Source organism: Erwinia typographi, from assembly GCF_000773975.1.
GTDB lineage: Bacteria > Pseudomonadota > Gammaproteobacteria > Enterobacterales > Enterobacteriaceae > Erwinia > Erwinia typographi.
In genome coordinates this window covers 81,565-97,709 of record NZ_JRUQ01000018.1, presented here as the reverse complement: position 1 = coordinate 97,709, position 16,145 = coordinate 81,565, and the positions used below count along the sequence as shown (strand labels likewise).

Genomic DNA, 16,145 nt, shown 5'->3' with positions numbered 1-16,145 from the left:
GTATGGATAACAGCACGACTGATGAACGCCTGACCCTGACCGTGGGCGGCGTCACGCACAGCGACTGGATGCGCGTCAGCGTCGACGCCTCCTTTCTGACGCCAGCAGGTGCCTGGTCGCTGGCCGTGGGAATGAACGGCAACAGGCTACCGGCTGAAGTGCATGAAGGCGCACGCGCCGTGCTGAGCGCGGGCAGCGATGTGCTGATGACCGGCCTGATTGACGATATCAATCACGACATCACGCGCGGCCAGAACGTGCTCAACCTCGCCGGGCGCGATAATGCCGCCGCACTGGTTGACTGCTCCGCGCCGGTGTTCACCGCGCAGGAGATGACGCCGGAGGAAGTGATTAACAAAATCGTGAAGCCCCTCGGCATCACCCGCGTGGTCATTCATGCCGACAGCAGTACCGCCCCGAAGAAGTTCGCCGTTAATCCGGGTGAAACCGCCTGGAGCGCCCTGATGCAGGTGGCGCAGGTCAACGGCCTGTGGCCGTGGGTGGCCCCGGACGGCACGCTGATAATTGGCGGCCCGGACTACAGTGCAGCACCCGTGGCCTCGCTGGTGATGAATGCGGACGGCAGTGGCAACCTGCTGCGTCTCGGTAAGGTGACCAGCATCGCCGGACGCTACTCGGAGGTTACAGTGCTGTCACAGAGCCACGGCACCGCTACGCACAACGGCGCACACCAGCGCAGGGGCACCGCCACCGATACCGGCTTTGGGCTGTACCGCCCGTTTATTGAGGTGGCGGGCGACACCGATACCGACGACATGGCCACCGCCCGCGCCCGCAAGGTGCTGTCGGATTCGCGCCTGAAGGGGCTGACGCTCTCCGCCACCGTCCGGGGCGTGCGCACGGAAGGCGGCACCGCCTGGCAGCCCGGCCAGCGCGTGGCGGTGAAGAGTGAACTTCACGACACCGACGCCATTTACTTTGTGATGGCGCGCAGCATTCAGGGCGGACGCGGCATACCGCTCACCACCACGCTCACCCTTAAGGAAGACGGGGTGTGGGTGCCGGATGCCTACCCCAAATCGCGCCATAAGCGCAAAGGTAAAGGCAAAGGCACCACCGGCGTTTACCATACCTGGGAGGAAATCACATGACGGACATCACCGGCATCATTCGCCGTAACATTGCCACCGCACTGGCAGGCATCCGCAGGCCGTTTCGCGCGGTGCTCTCACGCATCACCACGGAAGGTGGCGTGATGACAGCCCAGCTCGACGGGCTGTCAGGCGAGACGCTGCAGGCCGTCGAGGTGTTTCAGCACTTCGGCTTTACCTCGGTGCCGCCGGAGAACGCGATGGCCGTCATCCTGCCGCTGGGCGGCAGCACCAGCCACAGCGTGGTGGTGGCGACAGAGCACAGCGAATACCGCATTCAGTCGCTGAAGCCCGGCGAGGTCGCCATCTACAGCAGCGACGGGGCCAGCATCACGCTGAAGGATGGCCAGGCCATTAAGGCAACCTGCAAAACCTTTACCCTGGAGTGTGAAAGCGCCGCGATTAACGCCAGTAAATCCATTGCCTGCACCACGCCGGACTTCAGCACCTCACAGAACGCCACCGTGAAGGGACTGCTCACCGGCAGCGGCGGCATGAGCATTTCCGGTGACAACGGCAGCGGCTCTGCTGCCACGTTTGCGGGGGATATCAGCCACACCTCCGGCTCCATCAGCTCGCTCAGCGTCAAAATCAACGGCGTGGAGGTGAGTGGTCATATCCACGACACGCCGGAAGGCAAATCCGGGCCGATGCTGGCAGACTGAGGTCAGTCCGGTCACCGGCGACCGCTGCCGCCGGTGTTCTTGTGCCCGTCCCCGGTGCCGGTCCGTCTCTTTTACCCGCTTCCTTCCGGCATCCCTTCACCTCACTCCCCGGCTGCTTCACCCCTGCAACATCCGTCTCACCCGCGCGCGCGATATTCTACCCCGCATGGACAACATGCTCAATCCCGACACCGGCGACTACACCGGCACCCGTACCAAGGGGCTGGAAAATGCCGCACAGATGCGCCTCAAAACCCCGCTGGGCAGCTGGCTGTTTAACGCTGCCATCGGGTCAAGGCTGCATCAGTTGCCCCGCAAGGACACGGAGCAGACCCGCGCGCTGGCGGAGCAGTACGCCTTTCAGGCGCTCCAGCCGCTGGTCACTGATGGCCGGGCTACGGCGGTAAACGTCACCGCCACGCAAACGCGCACGGGCTGGATTGACCTTGTTGTCCGCATCACGGAGGCCAGCGGTCAGGTGGCCACCTTCGAACACCCGGTAAAAGTGAGTTAACCGATGCCCCTGACGATACCCGCGCAGGCAGACCTGGCGGAAAAGTACCTCGAAGAGGTCGGCAACCAGTTGCCGGACGCGGACGCCACGGAAGACAGCGACCAGGCGGTGCGGGCAAACGCCACCGGCTCGGTGGTATGGGGACTGTATCAGTACGCTGCCTGGGTTCTGCGCCAGCTTTTCCCGGACACCGCCGACAGCGACTGGCTGGTTATGCACGCCCGCCAGCGCGGCCTGAGCCGCAAGAACGCCACCGCAGCGGGTGGCAGCGTGACCCTTACGGGTAAGGCAGGCACCGCCGTTGCCAGCGGCCTGCAGTTCCGGGTGAGCGGCAACAGTACGCTGTACCAGACCACGGAGGACGGCATCACCGGCGACGACGGCACGCTGACGGTGGCCGCAAAAGCCACCACCACCGGCACGGCGGGTAACCTGAGCGCAGGCGTGAGCGGCGCGCTGGTCTCCGCGCCGTCCGGCACTGACAGTGCCGTGACCGTGGTCAGCATGAACGGTGGCACCGACACCGAGACGGATGACGCGCTGCTCTCCCGCCTGCTGGACGTGATGCGCCAGCCCCCGGCGGGCGGCAATGCCCATGACTACAAGGTGTGGGCGGAGTCGGTCGACGGCGTCAGCGGTGCCTGGGTGTTTCCGCTGCGGCGCGGGCTGGGCACGGTCGACGTGGTTATCACCGCCGCTGACGGCCTGCCATCACAGGAGACCATCGACGCCACGCAGGCGTATATCGACAGCGTGCGCCCGGTCGGGCCGGGTGATGACGGTTGCCGGGTGCTGGCCCCGACGATTAAAACGGTCGACGTCAGCGCGGAGGTGGGCATCAGCGACGACACCACGCTGGAGGCCGTCACCACAGGCATCAACGGCAGCCTGCTGACCTGGTTTAACGCGCTGACGCCCGGTCAGGAAGCCGTCCGCAGCCAGGCGGGCGCGCTGATATCCGACACGGACGGCGTGCTGGATTACGCATTACCCACGCCTGCGGCCAACGTCACGCCGGTGGTGGATGACAGTACGGTGGAATGGATACGCCCCGGCACCATCACCGTGACAGAGCTGAAGGCCTGACCATGACGCGCGACGATTACCGCAATCTGCTGGCACTGCTGCTGCCGCCGGTGACGTATGACGCCTCCGGTGAACGCCTTAACGCAGAGCTGACGGCAGAGGCCGCGCTGTATGCCGCCGCAGAGGCGGTTGTCACCGAACTGCTGACGGCCATTGACCCGCTGACGGCCACCGACACGCTGCCGGACTGGGAGCGGGTCTACGCCCTGACGCCCGGCAGTGACGACACCCTGCAGCAGCGCCGTGACCGCGTCCAGGTGGCGCTGGCCGAAACCGGCGGCCTCAGCCGTGAGTATTTTATCCGCCTGGCGAAAACGCTGGGCTACGACATCACCATTGAAGAGCCGGACGACCCGAAGTGGCGCTGGCTGGTGAACGTCAGCGGCGCGCCTGAGCGCATCTATTACTTTCGTGTGGATGAGTCCGCTGTGGGCGACCGTCTTGAAGAGGCCGGAGACCCCGGACTGGAAACGCTGTTTCAGCGCCTTAAACCGGCGCACACGGAGTGTGTTTTTACCTATACAGAGGACAGCAGTCAGTGAAGCCCTTAATTGACCCGATAAACACCAGCGACGGGCAGTTTCACCCCATCAACACGCAGACGGGTGAGAAAGCCACCATCGTCACACCGGACTACATGAACGACAGCCAGGACGCCACCCGCAGCCTGCAGCGGGAGCTTATCAGCATCCTCACGGCCTCCGGCATCAAACCGGCAGAGGCCACCGATAACCAGTTGCTGACAGCACTGAAAAAGCTTTTCCTCGATGAGGATGACGATCGTGTCAGTGGTGCCCTGCAGAAGGGGCAAAATCTGGCTGACGTCGATGATGCTGACGCGTCCCTGAAAAATCTGGGCGGCTACCCCCTGTCGGGCGGTGCGCTTAATGGGCCGGTCATCCCCGGTACGACAGAAGCAGGTCTGCAGAAGGATGCGTCATCCTGGAATGAAGGTGCATCATCTAACAAAATTTTCCAGGTTGTCGGCGCAGATACCAGCTATTCCGTGGTGTCAGATTTTTACCTCAGTGCCGGTAATTACTGGGCCTGGCGTGTCTACCTGGGTAAGGTTGACAGCGTACACGTTCTTGATTTTCGCAGTGACGGCACGCTCCGGGCACCAGGTGATGTTTATGCTGGTGAAGCCCACCTGGCCACCGATGGCAATATTAATGGCACCTGCTGGGGGGGCTTCCTGAATACCTGGATTGTGTCGAAAATTAGCGCCGCTGTAGCCGGTGCAATCACAGGAATACGCCTTGCCACCTCAACCTGGGCGGCTACCGGCAGCAGTAACTGGAGTGCGCCCTCCGGTGCGGTAATGAATGGCGTCGGGATTTACACCGGTGCCCAGGCCCGTTACGCCTATATTCAGGTTTGCATCGGCGGTCAGTGGGTCAATATTTCAACGGTTTAAAAGGTAGCGAGATGAAAATTTATAAAAACTTCAGCCAGTATCAGCCAGAGAGCGGGCTGGCTGGTGTGATGTATCTGAAAGATGAAGATGGCCATGACTGGTACAACTTACAACAGCATTTTTCCGGCGACACCACGAAAATCGTGTTTGATTCCACCGGGCTGATTATTGATGCAAAGCGTGATGTCAGTGCCATCGTTCCGGTCGATATGAGCGTGGCAGAATTGAGCGATGCGGACCTGCCAGCAGGCTTTACGGCGGACACGGCCTCGCAGTGGCAGTTTGACGGTAAAGCTGTCACTAAAAAGCCGCTGACGGCGGAAGAGTGCCTGGCCAAAGCCACCGCACAGCGCCAAAGCCTGCTCGACACCGCAAACTCGACGATCAGTTTCTGGCAGACCAAATTACTGGCGGGTAAGACACTTACTGAAGACCAGAAAACAAAGCTGGACCTGTGGCTTGAATATATGGATGAGCTGGAGATGCTGGATTTCGGTGGCGTCAGCGATGAGGCTGCTTATAACGCGATTGCGTGGCCGGACAGGCCGGAATAATAAAAAAAAGCCGCCGGGAACCAGAAAGCCAGGCGGCAAATGAAACACAACAGGTAATGTCATTTTTAAACTGTGAACTACACACATAACGGATCAGGTTATATGCGTCAGGGAATATACATTATCTGATATGAATAATGCCTAAACAGAATGGGGATTAACTTGTTTTTTTGCGATGACTTAACCGGACTGGCAACACATCAGCTGCGCTGTTCGTCTGTGGAACGCGCTCACGGGGAAATAAAAAGAAAAGAAGAACGGACAGGAAAAAGAACAAAAAATAACGCCCTCTTTCACAGGGCGTAATCGAACAGACCGATTAAATGTTGGGAAAAGCAAGTCTTAACGTCTTTTACTTCATTGAGGATGTGGATATGCGCTTATCCACGCAGCACAGTCTGTCAGATGATTATTAAACAACGATTTAACAGCCATCAAAATCGACTGGGATATTTTGATTTAAATCAAGGTGAACGAAGTTCACCTTCATCATCACCTCATTCACACGGGAGATAACCATGAAATGCCCTGCATACCTCAAAAGGTTATTTTCCTTTATTCACCAAAAGGAGAAGTCCATGAGCACAATCAACATTACCGGCAATATCCAGAAAGCCGCTATCACCCAGCTGCGCAGTAAAGAGGTTGTGGCAGGTATTCTGGCGGCGATTTACAGCGGCCCGACAAAAGAGGATGCCACCGAAGCGGCAACCGACTTTGTTAATCACCTGTCACTGCATAACGAGGCCAGCGTTCGCACTGCCTGCGGTGAGAACTTCGACAAAATTCAGGCAGCTTTTACCGACCAGGCGCAGGGCATCGCCGAAAAACTGGCCGATGCGGTGATTGATGCGGATAAAGCCGAAGCGGAAGGTCAGGTGCAGACCTACGTTAACAACCTGCAATACAAGCACAGTATCGATAACGGTCAGGATGTACCTGAACCGGAAGCAGCGGCATAACGTCACATCAATCCGTCAATACGCCGGGATAACCGGCGTATTGACGGCAACGAAGATAACCTTCGATAATTTCACAGGAAAAGGGAAATACCCTTATGATAATGAATAAGCCAATACAGATTGTTCGACTTTATAATGGTGATGCTTTTATCGGGCTGGATGTTGCAGTCGATGGCGCAACCATCGGAAGTGTATTGTCGGCAAAAATGGTCTGCATCCCTGACGACTGTCCCAGGCTGGTAGTGGAATTCGCCCTCGGCATTAATGGTGAGGACGAGCTGGGACAGGGATTTAAAGTAGACCTGGCTGACGAAAGGCTAAAAAAAGTGAGTCAGTCTTCCGCGCGGGCCAACTTATAGCCAAAAGGTGTCAACAGTAGCGCCGGGATGTTTACCTTTGGCCACATAAGACGCCTCATAACTGCCTGGGGATTAATAATGCCATCCTCTATAAGCTGCAGCAGATTGACCACCATTTCGTTTTCACTCTTTTCACCGAAATGATGGTCATACTCTTCAGTGGAAAGATGTCGGGGATAAACATCCTCCAGGACATCAATTATTTCCCACTGAAGTTCGCCTGACAGTAAATCACCCATATTTTTCCTCCCTAAATTCAACGCCCCTGACGTTGCTCTGGTGAGAATATTAAGCCGCACAGATTCAATAGGTTGTAAATGAATGTACCTGCTGCATACCTGCAACGGACAAACCGGGAAAGTTTTACATAATATTGCCGAAGACCACGATGATAAGTAACCGGATAATTTCATGTATAACAAATGGGCGAAAAAATGAAAACAACTGTCATCCCGTGGGTTGGGGGTAAACGTAAGCTGGCGAAACATCTTCTGCCACTGTTCCCGGCCCATACCTGCTATGTTGAACCCTTCTGCGGAGGGGCTGCGCTGTTCTTTATGAAAGCGCCTTCAGCCGCTGAAGTTCTGAATGATATTAACGGCGATATTATTAACCTGTATCGCGTTATTCAGCATCATCCTGGCGAGTTTGCAGCGCAGTTTAAATGGGCTTTAACCAGCCGTGAAATGTTTAAATGGCTGAAGGATACGCCGCCGGAAACCCTGACGGATATCCAGCGCGCTGCCCGGTTCTATTACCTCCAGAAGCTGTCGTTTGGCGCAAAAGTGGAAGGCCGGACGTTTGGCATAAGTGCAGGATCGCCATCAAAGCTGAATATATTGCGTATGGAAGAAACGATCTCGGATGCCTGGCTGCGCCTTCATCGTGTCACAATCGAGCGCCTGGACTGGCAGACATGCATTACACGCTATGATCGGCCTGAAACGCTTTTTTATCTCGACCCACCTTACTGGCGGGTTCAGGGGTATGGCTTGCCTTTTGATTACGATCAGTATGAACAAATGGCCCGGCATGCCCGACAGATTAAAGGAAAGATGATAATTTCAGTTAACGATCACCCGGACATGCGACAGGCGTTTAAGGGGCTGGAAATAAGTAAGGTAACCACCACTTACTCGGTAGGAAGCAACAACGGCCACAGGGCCGCTGAGCTTATTATCACGAACTTCACGCCATGGCGTGGTAACGGGAAGCCATAAACGCCTCTGAAAGCCGCCACTGGCCATTACGTTCCTCAGCCATACCGCTGACAGTCATTTGTTCAAGGATAAAGCGGGCGACATGGCAATCAAGCCCGGTAACAAACACGATTGAATGAAGCGGCAAGGTGGGAGACTGGCTGAGTGCAGATATAATTTCACAGGCGTCATCGGTCATGGTCTGGCAGATAGCAGAAAAATTCACAATAAATTCCCTCTGTATGGTCAAAAAAGCCACAGGCCTGTGGTGGGTCGCACACTAACTCGACAGAAAAGACGAGTCCAGAGGTTAAAAGACCACAGCAAACAAAAGGGAAATAACTGATTAAAACGCGAGCGATTTGGACGAGATTTTGCACAGAATTTTAAGGTTTAAGGAGTGCAAAATCTTTTCCAAATCAGTGCAAAATCGATTTTCGCGCTACACCAGGCGTGGGAAACTATCCTTGAGCCTTCGGCTGTCAGCCTCAATGTGCAGTGGAAACGCTCAATCGTAGAAAACTGGCATACCGCTTTTGACGGACGCTATCCATTTGCGGCCAGCAAAAGCGATGCCTCATTGCCGATGCTAGCCGAGTTCATTCGCAAAGATGCCGGGCGTATAGACAGCTTCCTCAGTGGTCGCCTGGGTGGCGTGCTGCAAAAAGAGGGCAGCCGCTGGGTAGCGGACAGTGCGCACAGTCAGGGATTAACCTTTAATCCGGCCTTCCTCAAAGCGGTGAACCAGCTGCGCGAACTGGCGGATATTCTGTTCACCGACGGCACGCAGGGCATCAGCTTTGAGCTTCAAGGGCGTCCAACGCCGGACGTGGTGAAAACCGAGTTGAAAGTCGACGGGCAAACGCTGAGTTATTTCAATCAGATGGCAGAATGGCAGGCGATCCGCTGGCCGGGTGAGAACTTGAAGCCCGGTACGCTGCTCACCTGGACCGGCGTGGGCAACGGCGGCCAGGTTTACGGTGATTACAGCGGCACCTGGGGCTTTATTCGCTGGCTGGAGCAAGGCAAGCGTCAGCGTCTGGATCGTAGCCAGTGGATGCTGAATTTTGCCACGCTGGATAAACGCAACCTGCAATGGGTACTGCGCACGCAGATGAGCGACGGCCCACTGGCGCTGCTGCGGTTACGTGGTTTCACGTTGCCGGAAGAGATATTCAGCGTTGATGCGGTCTCCGCCTTGCAATCGATGGCACCGCGTGAAACGGCAACGGAAGAAATTACCACCGACATGGATGAAACAGAATAATGGCGACAGGTTTTTATTTAGTTCAGGGTGACAAAACCACCTGCGGCGGCCGGATCATTGAAGGCGCGACTGACCATACAATATTTGGCAAAGCTGCTGCGCGTGAGAAAGACAGAGTGCTCTGCGGAAAACATCCCGGCACGTTTATTATTGCTGGCGGTATCGTCAACGACACTATTCATGGCCGTCGCATGGCGGGCACATTAGACAGCGAAAGTACCTGTCCCTGTAAGGCGAAGTTTATTCCGTCGATGCTGCAGGATACTTATGAGAAGGCGAGTGGCGGTTCAACTACAGCTAGCGAATCTTCAGTGTTAAAACCTATAGCCCGACCATTACCGGCGTATTTAACCGGTGAAAAAGCACCTTCTGGGTTTGTGCCTGATTATCCAGTACTGAGAAACACGTATGACCTGCCAGATATGGCACTGCGGTCGATGCTGAAAAACAATAACCAAGACGTAATGCTGCTCACGCTTGAAGAGGCATTTGAGGTGTTGGCTTACTGGGGATCGTGGAAGTCTGGTTGGGTTAATTTAACTCAGAACGGGCCAGCCCAAATAATTATTAACTATGGTACAAATTTAAAGGATGTCGTTACAGCCTCAATGTTAGTAAATGATTTGGGGCGTTTTGGTATTAAGGCAATCTCATACATCGGTAAAAATGGGAATGAACTAATTAAAATAACTGGATATCCAGGTTTAAGAAAAATTCTAAATGCTCCTGTTTTTTCTGCAAAAAATCCTAAGTTAGTTGATTTAGGACTGGGTAAATATGCATCTTCAGGTATAGCTAAAAATATTTTAAATGGAGCTAGAGTTACTTTCATTGTCGCTGCTGCTTATAGAGCTTTAGATTATTTTTTTAATGATGAGGCTGAATTGGCGAAATTTATTGGTTCTTTAGCTACTGATGTTGTCAAGATAGGCATCGCATCTGTTATATCTGGTGGTGCAGGGCTTGCCGCTGGAGTCATGTTCTCTTTCGTGATTGCTCCCACAGTGGCTATTGTTGTGGTTGGGTTTGGTGCTGCTCTCATACTAAACTATCTGGATGATAAATTTGGTATAACCGATCGAGTTATAAATTATATTGAATCGGCCCAACAAGAAGTAATGCTCACAGCAAGAAAAATAGAAAAAGGAGTTTGGGATCTTGGCTCTATGTTTGTTGACGAAATGCTGCGAAAAGGAAAAAAAGTCATATCAGCAGAGGTTATGAAATATTTAAAATCAAGTATTAATGAAATCATTCCTGAGGAACTATAATGCATAAATTTCCATTGTCGACCAGAGTTGTGCTTCTGACATGGAGCGTAATTATGTGGATTTTATCGTTGTTTGCCTCTTATATTGGTTATATTTCAACAAAGGAATATTTGGCATTTCCTGATGTGTTGACATACTCAACAGGGCTCGTTTCTCTAAGCTTATCCTCATTTATAATGTTTCCATTTTGCTTGTCTGGTATTTATGGTTTTTTAAAAGGGCAACGTATGAATGATAAATACCAGAAGGTTGCCATGATGACAATTCTCTCTGGGGTTTTGCTATCAATTGTTTATGGTTTCTCTTTCAAAGTGTTTTTTATTAGCAATATTAATGGTAGAGGTTATTATAGTTGCGCCGGCATACCATCAGGATGGATGCCTGGAATGGCAACAAAATATGTAATAAATAAAAATCTATGCAATAAAAATAAATGATCATTAATGGTGTTTTTATGATAAATGCAAAGTGTATATTTTGTTGCTATTGTGCTTGTTATTTTTTTTGCAAGGCTTGTCTTTATAGTTAAGGATATCTTGTTTGCTATGGGGATTCCAGAGGTTGGAGTTTTTGTTTGGCTACTGAGTATGTTAAGGAACTATCAGGTTGTAATAAATAGAGCCCGGATGGAACTATCTTCTGTTATAAGTATTTAAACTCCACGTCAGAATGATTTTTTAATTCTGAATATTTAATTAACGCACTTCAAAAATAATATAATTATGGACGACTTAACCCTGCGTTATTACGACGCTGAAATGCGCTACCTGCAAGAAGCAGGTGAAGAATTTGCCCGGGCTCATCCGGAGCAGGCGGCGATGTTGAATCTGGACAAAGCCAGTGCCCGCGATCCCTATGTCGAAAGACTGTTCGAAGGCTTTGCTTTTATGGTCGGTCGGCTGCGGGAAAAGCTGGACGATGATCTGCCGGAACTGACCGAAGGGCTGGTCAGCCTGCTGTGGCCGCATTATCTGCGCACCATTCCGTCGATGTCGGTGGTGGAGTTTACGCCCGACTGGCGGGAAATGAAGGAGCCGATGCGGCTGGCGCGCGGCTTTGAAGTGATCTCACGTCCGGTGGGTGAAAAAGGCACGCGTTGCCGCTACACCACAACACGTAATGTGCATGTGCTGCCTCTGGCGCTGGAATCGGCCGTGCTGTCGACCGATGTCGCCGGACGTTCGGTGATCCGCCTGCGCTTTAATGGCGGCGCGCTGGCCGACTGGAGCCGCATCAATGTCGGCCATATTCCACTCTATCTCAATGCCGATGCACCGCTGGCCTGTGCGCTGCATGAGGCGCTGACGCTCAACGTTGCCAGCATGTCGCTGCGTCTGCCGGGTGAAACCGATAGCCAAAAATTCGACGGGCATTTCAGCGGACAGGGCTTCAGTGACGCCGATCGACTTTGGCCGGGCGATGAGGGCAGCTTCAGCGGCTATCAGCTGCTGCTGGAATACTTCACCTTCCGCGAAAAATTCATGGCGGTAAATCTACGCGGGTTGGAGCAGGTTGTGCTGCCGGCATCATTGCCGTGGTTCGAGCTCGACGTGGTGCTGACCGAGCGCTGGGAACATGATTTCCTGTTCAGTGAAAAGCATCTGCGCCTCAACGCCGTGCCGGTGATTAACCTGTTTGCGATGGAATCCGATCCATTAATGATCAACGGCTTGCAGACCGAATATATGCTGCGGCCGATGCGCGTGCAGGACGGGCACACTGAAATCTATTCGGTAGATTCGGTCATCTCCTCCAAAAAACAGCCTTACGTGCCGTTCAGCAGTTTCCGTCACAAAGGCGGTATGCTGCGTCACGACGCGCCGGAACATTACTTCCACACGCGCGTGCGACGCGGGCCTTCCGGGCTGCATGAAACCTGGATGATCCTCGGTGGCGAGGCGTTTGATAATCACAGCCTGCCGGAGCATGAAAGCCTGTCGGTGAGCGTCACCGGCACCAACGGTCAACTGCCGCGTCGCGCGTTGCAGAGCACGCTACTGGATACCGCCGTGAGCAGCACTGATATTGCTATTAAGGTGCGTAATCTGTGCGCGCCGACGCTACCGTGTTATCCGCCGAACCGTGACCGCTTCCACTGGCGCGTGCTGAGCCATCTCGGCTCGAGTTTTCTGTGGATGATGGATAACGCGGAAGTCCTGCGCGGCACGCTGGCGCTGTACGACTGGACGCACAGCGAAATGAATCGCCGTCGTCTGGAAGCGATTCTGCACGTCTGCCACAAAGAGACCGAACGCTTTGAGCGGGGTTATTTGCTGCGCGGCGTGCAGATCGAAATCACCCTCGACAGTAGCGGTTTTGCTGGCAGCGGTGATATCTGCTTATTTGGCGAGATGCTGAGCCGCTTCTTTGCGCTCTATACCGACATCCACCTGTTTAACCGTCTGATTTTAATCCTGCAGCCAACCGGAGAGCGCCTCGAATGGGAAGAGAAACACCATCGCCGCATCTCCGGCTGACGCCCCGACTGGAGCAGGAACTGACGCGGCTGAACTTTTACCGCTTCTGTCAGCTGATTGAACATCAGCATATGGATAAACCGCCGCTTGGCAGCACCAGTAAGCCGGGAAACGATGCGGTGCGCCTGCTGCCGCATCCCGGCATGGGCTTTCCTGCGGGCGAACTCAAAGCGGTTGAATACAGTAATATCGATCCTGCTGCTGCGCCGGTGGTACGCACCACATTCCTTGGTATGTACGGCGTAGATTCGCCGTTGCCGGGCAGTTATATCGATGACATCACGCAGCGAGAAGGAGGGCATGAGGCGTTGCAGGGTTTTCTCGATATTTTCAACCACCGCATCCTGACGCAGTTTTATCGCATCTGGCGCAAATATTCCTACCCGGCCACCTTTGAAGCGGGCGGCGGCGATAAAACCTCGCAGTCGCTGCTTGGGCTGGTGGGATTGGGCATTCCGGGAACTGGCAAGCACGTTGCCACGCCGGTTTCACGTTTTCTGGCGCTGCTGGGCGTGATGCGCCAGCCGGGCCGAACGGAAGAGGGGATTCGCGCGCTGGTGCGCTTGTTAGCGCCAAATACTTCGCTCAGCGTGCGGCCGCACTGCCTGCGCCCGGTGCCGGTCAGTAATCCGCTGGGATGCGAATTTGTGCTGGATGGCAATGCGCCGCTCGGCGATGAAGCGATGGATGCCAACAGCCAGCTACTGATTGAACTGCAAACCGCCTGCCCGGATGAAGCCCGGGGCTGGCTGCCGGACGGCCAGTTGTATCAGGACTTTCAGGTGATGCTGCGGGTGTATCTCGGCTGGCGTTATCGGGCGCGCATCCGGCTGTGTCTGGATACGCGACTGCTTGAGCCACCGGCGCTGGGCGATGCGCCGTTCTGTCTCGGTTTGACTGGCGTGCTGGGCGCGGACGGCGAAAACCGTGACATCCCACAAACTTTTACCACCGAGCTGGGCTGCTATTCAGGCATGAGCCCGGCCAATTCCTGCAAGGAGCAGCGACGTGTCCGTTACCACTTTGATTAAAATAATGATGTGCAGCGCAGCTATGCTGCTTGGCGGCTGCGGTGTGCAGCAGAAAGTCAGTGACGGCACTATCTCCGCGTTTGACTCAATTTTCTACAAGCAGATTAAAACGCTGCATCTTGATTTCACCGCGCGTGAAAGCCTCAACAGCGACAGACGTGAGCATAATCCGCTGTCGCAGCCGGTTATGGTGCGCGTATTCCAGCTCCGTGAGCGCAAGGCCTTTGACGGCGCGGTGTATCAGCAACTGACCGGCGATGCGGCAGACGTGCTCAAGGCTGAACTGCTGGCCGATCGTGACGTGGTGCTGACGCCCGGCGGCGATATGTCACTGAATATGCCAATGGAAAAAAAGGCCCGTTTTGTGGCGGTGGTGGCGCTGTTTCAACAGCCGGATATGACAAAAAACAGCTGGCGACTGGTGCTGGAGCGTAACGATTTAGATCCCGATAAAGCGCGCGTGATCGAGCTCAGCAGTCACAGCCTGCGTCTGATTACTGAGGAGATGCGATGAACAATCACCATCATCAACCGTCGCTGTATGAACTGCTGAAAGGCAGTTTTGCCGGTGGGTTGGAGCTGAAACGCGTCAAAGAGCAGGATCAGGTGATCCTTTCCGTGCTCGATAATATGCAGCGCATCCTCAATACCCGCGCCGGATCGCTGTCGCATATTGCTGATTATGGCCTGCCAGACATGACCCGCATTTTGCAGGGGATGCCCGGCAGTGCGCATCAACTGCTGTATACCCTTTCCGCAGTGCTGTTGAAATATGAGCCGCGCCTGAAGCGCATCGACGTAATTTTACTGGAGCAAAACATGGCTGGCGAGTTGCGCTACGCTATTGATGCTGAGCTGAAAGATATAGGTTTAGTACGTTTCGGCACCGAGTTCATGCCGGAAGGGCGCGTGATGATCCGCCATATGAAGCAACAGCAATATCTGGACACTCAGGCTTTTGTTTGAGAAGAACGAATGGAGTTGTAAATGAAAATTTTACTGCTATCTGCAATGCTTAACATAATTAAGGGCTTGCATTGTTAATGCAAGCCCTTGATTTTTGGTGGCCCCTACTGGACTTGAACCAGTGACCAAGCGATTATGAGAACCATAACCGCCAACCGATAATCAATGACTTATTTTTAAATCAATGAGTTAATGAATCTATATGAGGCAATATAAGCTAATAATCCTAACTTGCTGCGACACTTTTGCGACACTTTAATGGGTTTAAGTTGATCGCCTCTTCCAAATGGTTCGGAGCGAAGTGTGCGTAACGCATTGTCATTTTTATGTCGGTGTGTCCGAGGATTTTTTGCAACACGAGAATGTTGCCACCATTCATCATAAAGTGGCTGGCGAAAGTATGGCGCAAAACATGCGTCAACTGTCCGGGAGGTAATTCAATTTCAGCGCGCTCTAGAGCATTTCTGAAGGCATAGTAACAAGGAGTGAAAATCGCGCCTGGCTTCCTTGGTAATTCCTCAAGCAAAGCTGGGTCAACGGGTATGGTTCTATTACGTTTCCCTTTGGTCTTAATAAAAGTGATTTTGCCTGGGGTGATTTGCGAGCGTTTCAGAGTTTCAGCTTCACCCCAGCGCGCACCAGTCGACAAGCACACTTTCACTATCGTTTCTAAATCCCTAGCTGTACTGTTCCGGCATTCCTCCAGTAGTCGCTCAATCTGCTCATCAGTCAGATAAGACATCTCACTTTCATCAATGCGAAATTGGCGCACGTTTTCAAGCGGATTAGGAGGAGACCATTCACCCAACCTTTTTAGCTCATTAAATACAGCCAGAAAATAGGCTAGTTCAAGGTTCATGGTTCGGGGAGAAACCTGTGCAATACGCTTAGTGCGGGCAAACTCACCTTTAAGGCGTTTAGCTCGATATGCAGTAAAAAGCTGCGCATTGAATTCCGAGGCTAAAGGCGCACCCATACACTCGGCAGCCCACAGCATGGTGCTTTTACGCTTTTCACCATCTGAAAGGGTGATCCCGTGGCGGTCAAACCATAGGTGAACTAAATCTGCCAAGCGGCGAAGATCTTTTCCATCTCCAAGCCAGGGTGAATCCTCTATCTTTTGAAGCGTATAATTTTCGAATGCTAAAGCTTCGCCTTTAGTGGCGAATTTTTTTCTGACTCGCTTCCCTTCTTTACCGTCACTCCGATTTACAGAGTAAAAGTCAGCGACCCATTGTCCGGAGCTAAGCTTTCTAACAGTCATC

The 16,145-nt window shown here is 53.6% G+C and carries 19 protein-coding genes and 1 pseudogene; 17 read left to right on the top strand and 3 right to left on the bottom strand.

What is annotated here, in order from left to right; all coding sequences use genetic code 11:
- Positions 1–2: 2 nt before the first annotated feature.
- The 9 genes from NG99_RS04565 (at position 3) to NG99_RS04525 (ending at position 6,669) form a co-directional block, all read left to right on the top strand.
- Positions 3–1,112, top strand: coding sequence for a phage baseplate assembly protein (locus NG99_RS04565; RefSeq protein WP_034888860.1), 1,110 nt, complete (start codon positions 3–5; stop codon positions 1,110–1,112).
- A complete protein-coding gene (locus NG99_RS04560) occupies positions 1,109–1,777 on the top strand; it encodes a phage baseplate assembly protein V (RefSeq protein WP_034888858.1) in 669 nt (222 codons plus the stop codon). Before NG99_RS04565 ends, NG99_RS04560 begins: the two co-directional genes overlap by 4 nt.
- 175 nt (positions 1,778–1,952) lie before the next feature.
- The gene (locus tag NG99_RS04555) at positions 1,953–2,291 is read left to right on the top strand and encodes a phage GP46 family protein (RefSeq protein ID WP_157032547.1); all 339 of its coding nucleotides are present in this window, start codon (positions 1,953–1,955) and stop codon (positions 2,289–2,291) included.
- A 3-nt stretch (positions 2,292–2,294) separates the two neighbouring features.
- A complete protein-coding gene (locus NG99_RS04550; protein ID WP_034888854.1) occupies positions 2,295–3,377 on the top strand; it encodes a baseplate J/gp47 family protein in 1,083 nt (360 codons plus the stop codon).
- 2 nt (positions 3,378–3,379) lie between these two features.
- Positions 3,380–3,919 carry a YmfQ family protein gene (locus NG99_RS04545; protein WP_034888852.1) on the top strand — a complete coding sequence of 180 codons (540 nt, stop codon included), beginning with the start codon at positions 3,380–3,382 and terminating at the stop codon, positions 3,917–3,919.
- On the top strand, positions 3,916–4,794 hold the full coding sequence (locus NG99_RS04540; protein WP_034888850.1) for a hypothetical protein: 879 nt from the start codon (positions 3,916–3,918) through the stop codon (positions 4,792–4,794). The genes NG99_RS04545 and NG99_RS04540 overlap by 4 nt, the downstream gene beginning before the upstream one ends.
- An 11-nt stretch (positions 4,795–4,805) precedes the next feature.
- Positions 4,806–5,348 carry a tail fiber assembly protein gene (locus tag NG99_RS04535; RefSeq protein ID WP_034888848.1) on the top strand — a complete coding sequence of 181 codons (543 nt, stop codon included), beginning with the start codon at positions 4,806–4,808 and terminating at the stop codon, positions 5,346–5,348.
- Positions 5,349–5,926: 578 nt separating this feature from the next.
- Entirely contained in the window at positions 5,927–6,310 is a 384-nt protein-coding gene (locus NG99_RS04530) for a hypothetical protein (RefSeq protein WP_034888847.1), read from the top strand.
- Positions 6,311–6,411: 101 nt separating this feature from the next.
- Positions 6,412–6,669 carry a hypothetical protein gene (locus tag NG99_RS04525; RefSeq protein WP_157032546.1) on the top strand — a complete coding sequence of 86 codons (258 nt, stop codon included), beginning with the start codon at positions 6,412–6,414 and terminating at the stop codon, positions 6,667–6,669.
- Here the strand turns inward: NG99_RS04525 and NG99_RS04520 are convergent.
- Positions 6,642–6,908, bottom strand: coding sequence for a hypothetical protein (locus tag NG99_RS04520; protein ID WP_034888843.1), 267 nt, complete (start codon positions 6,906–6,908; stop codon positions 6,642–6,644). The genes NG99_RS04525 and NG99_RS04520 overlap by 28 nt on opposite strands.
- Positions 6,909–7,103: 195 nt before the next feature.
- Between NG99_RS04520 and NG99_RS04515 the strand changes: the two genes are divergently transcribed.
- Positions 7,104–7,889 (top strand): DNA adenine methylase, encoded by a 786-nt coding sequence (locus NG99_RS04515; protein ID WP_034888957.1) that lies wholly within the window; start codon positions 7,104–7,106, stop codon positions 7,887–7,889.
- Here NG99_RS04515 and NG99_RS04510 read toward each other — a convergent pair.
- Positions 7,858–8,094 carry a hypothetical protein gene (locus NG99_RS04510; protein ID WP_034888841.1) on the bottom strand — a complete coding sequence of 79 codons (237 nt, stop codon included), beginning with the start codon at positions 8,092–8,094 and terminating at the stop codon, positions 7,858–7,860. The two genes, NG99_RS04515 and NG99_RS04510, sit on opposite strands and share 32 nt — an antisense overlap.
- 216 nt (positions 8,095–8,310) lie before the next feature.
- Here NG99_RS04510 and NG99_RS04505 point away from each other — a divergent pair.
- From NG99_RS04505 to tssE, 7 genes and pseudogenes are all read left to right on the top strand, one after another.
- A pseudogene (locus NG99_RS04505) lies at positions 8,311–9,135 on the top strand (type VI secretion IcmF C-terminal domain-containing protein); the annotation flags it as partial.
- A complete protein-coding gene (locus tag NG99_RS04500; protein WP_034888837.1) occupies positions 9,135–10,406 on the top strand; it encodes a PAAR domain-containing protein in 1,272 nt (423 codons plus the stop codon). The pseudogene NG99_RS04505 and the gene NG99_RS04500, both read left to right, overlap by 1 nt.
- Before the next feature lie 53 nt (positions 10,407–10,459).
- Positions 10,460–10,843, top strand: coding sequence for a DUF1240 domain-containing protein (locus tag NG99_RS28790; RefSeq protein ID WP_198138730.1), 384 nt, complete (start codon positions 10,460–10,462; stop codon positions 10,841–10,843).
- Between the two features lie 285 nt (positions 10,844–11,128).
- Positions 11,129–12,883 (top strand): type VI secretion system baseplate subunit TssF, encoded by a 1,755-nt coding sequence (gene tssF / locus NG99_RS04490; protein ID WP_034888833.1) that lies wholly within the window; start codon positions 11,129–11,131, stop codon positions 12,881–12,883.
- On the top strand, positions 12,847–13,914 hold the full coding sequence (gene tssG, locus NG99_RS04485; protein WP_034888831.1) for a type VI secretion system baseplate subunit TssG: 1,068 nt from the start codon (positions 12,847–12,849) through the stop codon (positions 13,912–13,914). Before tssF ends, tssG begins: the two co-directional genes overlap by 37 nt.
- Positions 13,892–14,428 (top strand): type VI secretion system lipoprotein TssJ, encoded by a 537-nt coding sequence (gene tssJ / locus NG99_RS04480; protein WP_034888829.1) that lies wholly within the window; start codon positions 13,892–13,894, stop codon positions 14,426–14,428. The genes tssG and tssJ overlap by 23 nt, the downstream gene beginning before the upstream one ends.
- Positions 14,425–14,880, top strand: coding sequence for a type VI secretion system baseplate subunit TssE (gene tssE / locus NG99_RS04475; protein WP_034888827.1), 456 nt, complete (start codon positions 14,425–14,427; stop codon positions 14,878–14,880). The genes tssJ and tssE overlap by 4 nt, the downstream gene beginning before the upstream one ends.
- A gap of 226 nt (positions 14,881–15,106) precedes the next feature.
- On the opposite strand, the gene NG99_RS04470 is transcribed toward tssE, so the two are convergent.
- Positions 15,107–16,144, bottom strand: coding sequence for a phage integrase (locus NG99_RS04470; protein ID WP_034888825.1), 1,038 nt, complete (start codon positions 16,142–16,144; stop codon positions 15,107–15,109).
- Position 16,145 lies beyond the last annotated feature (1 nt).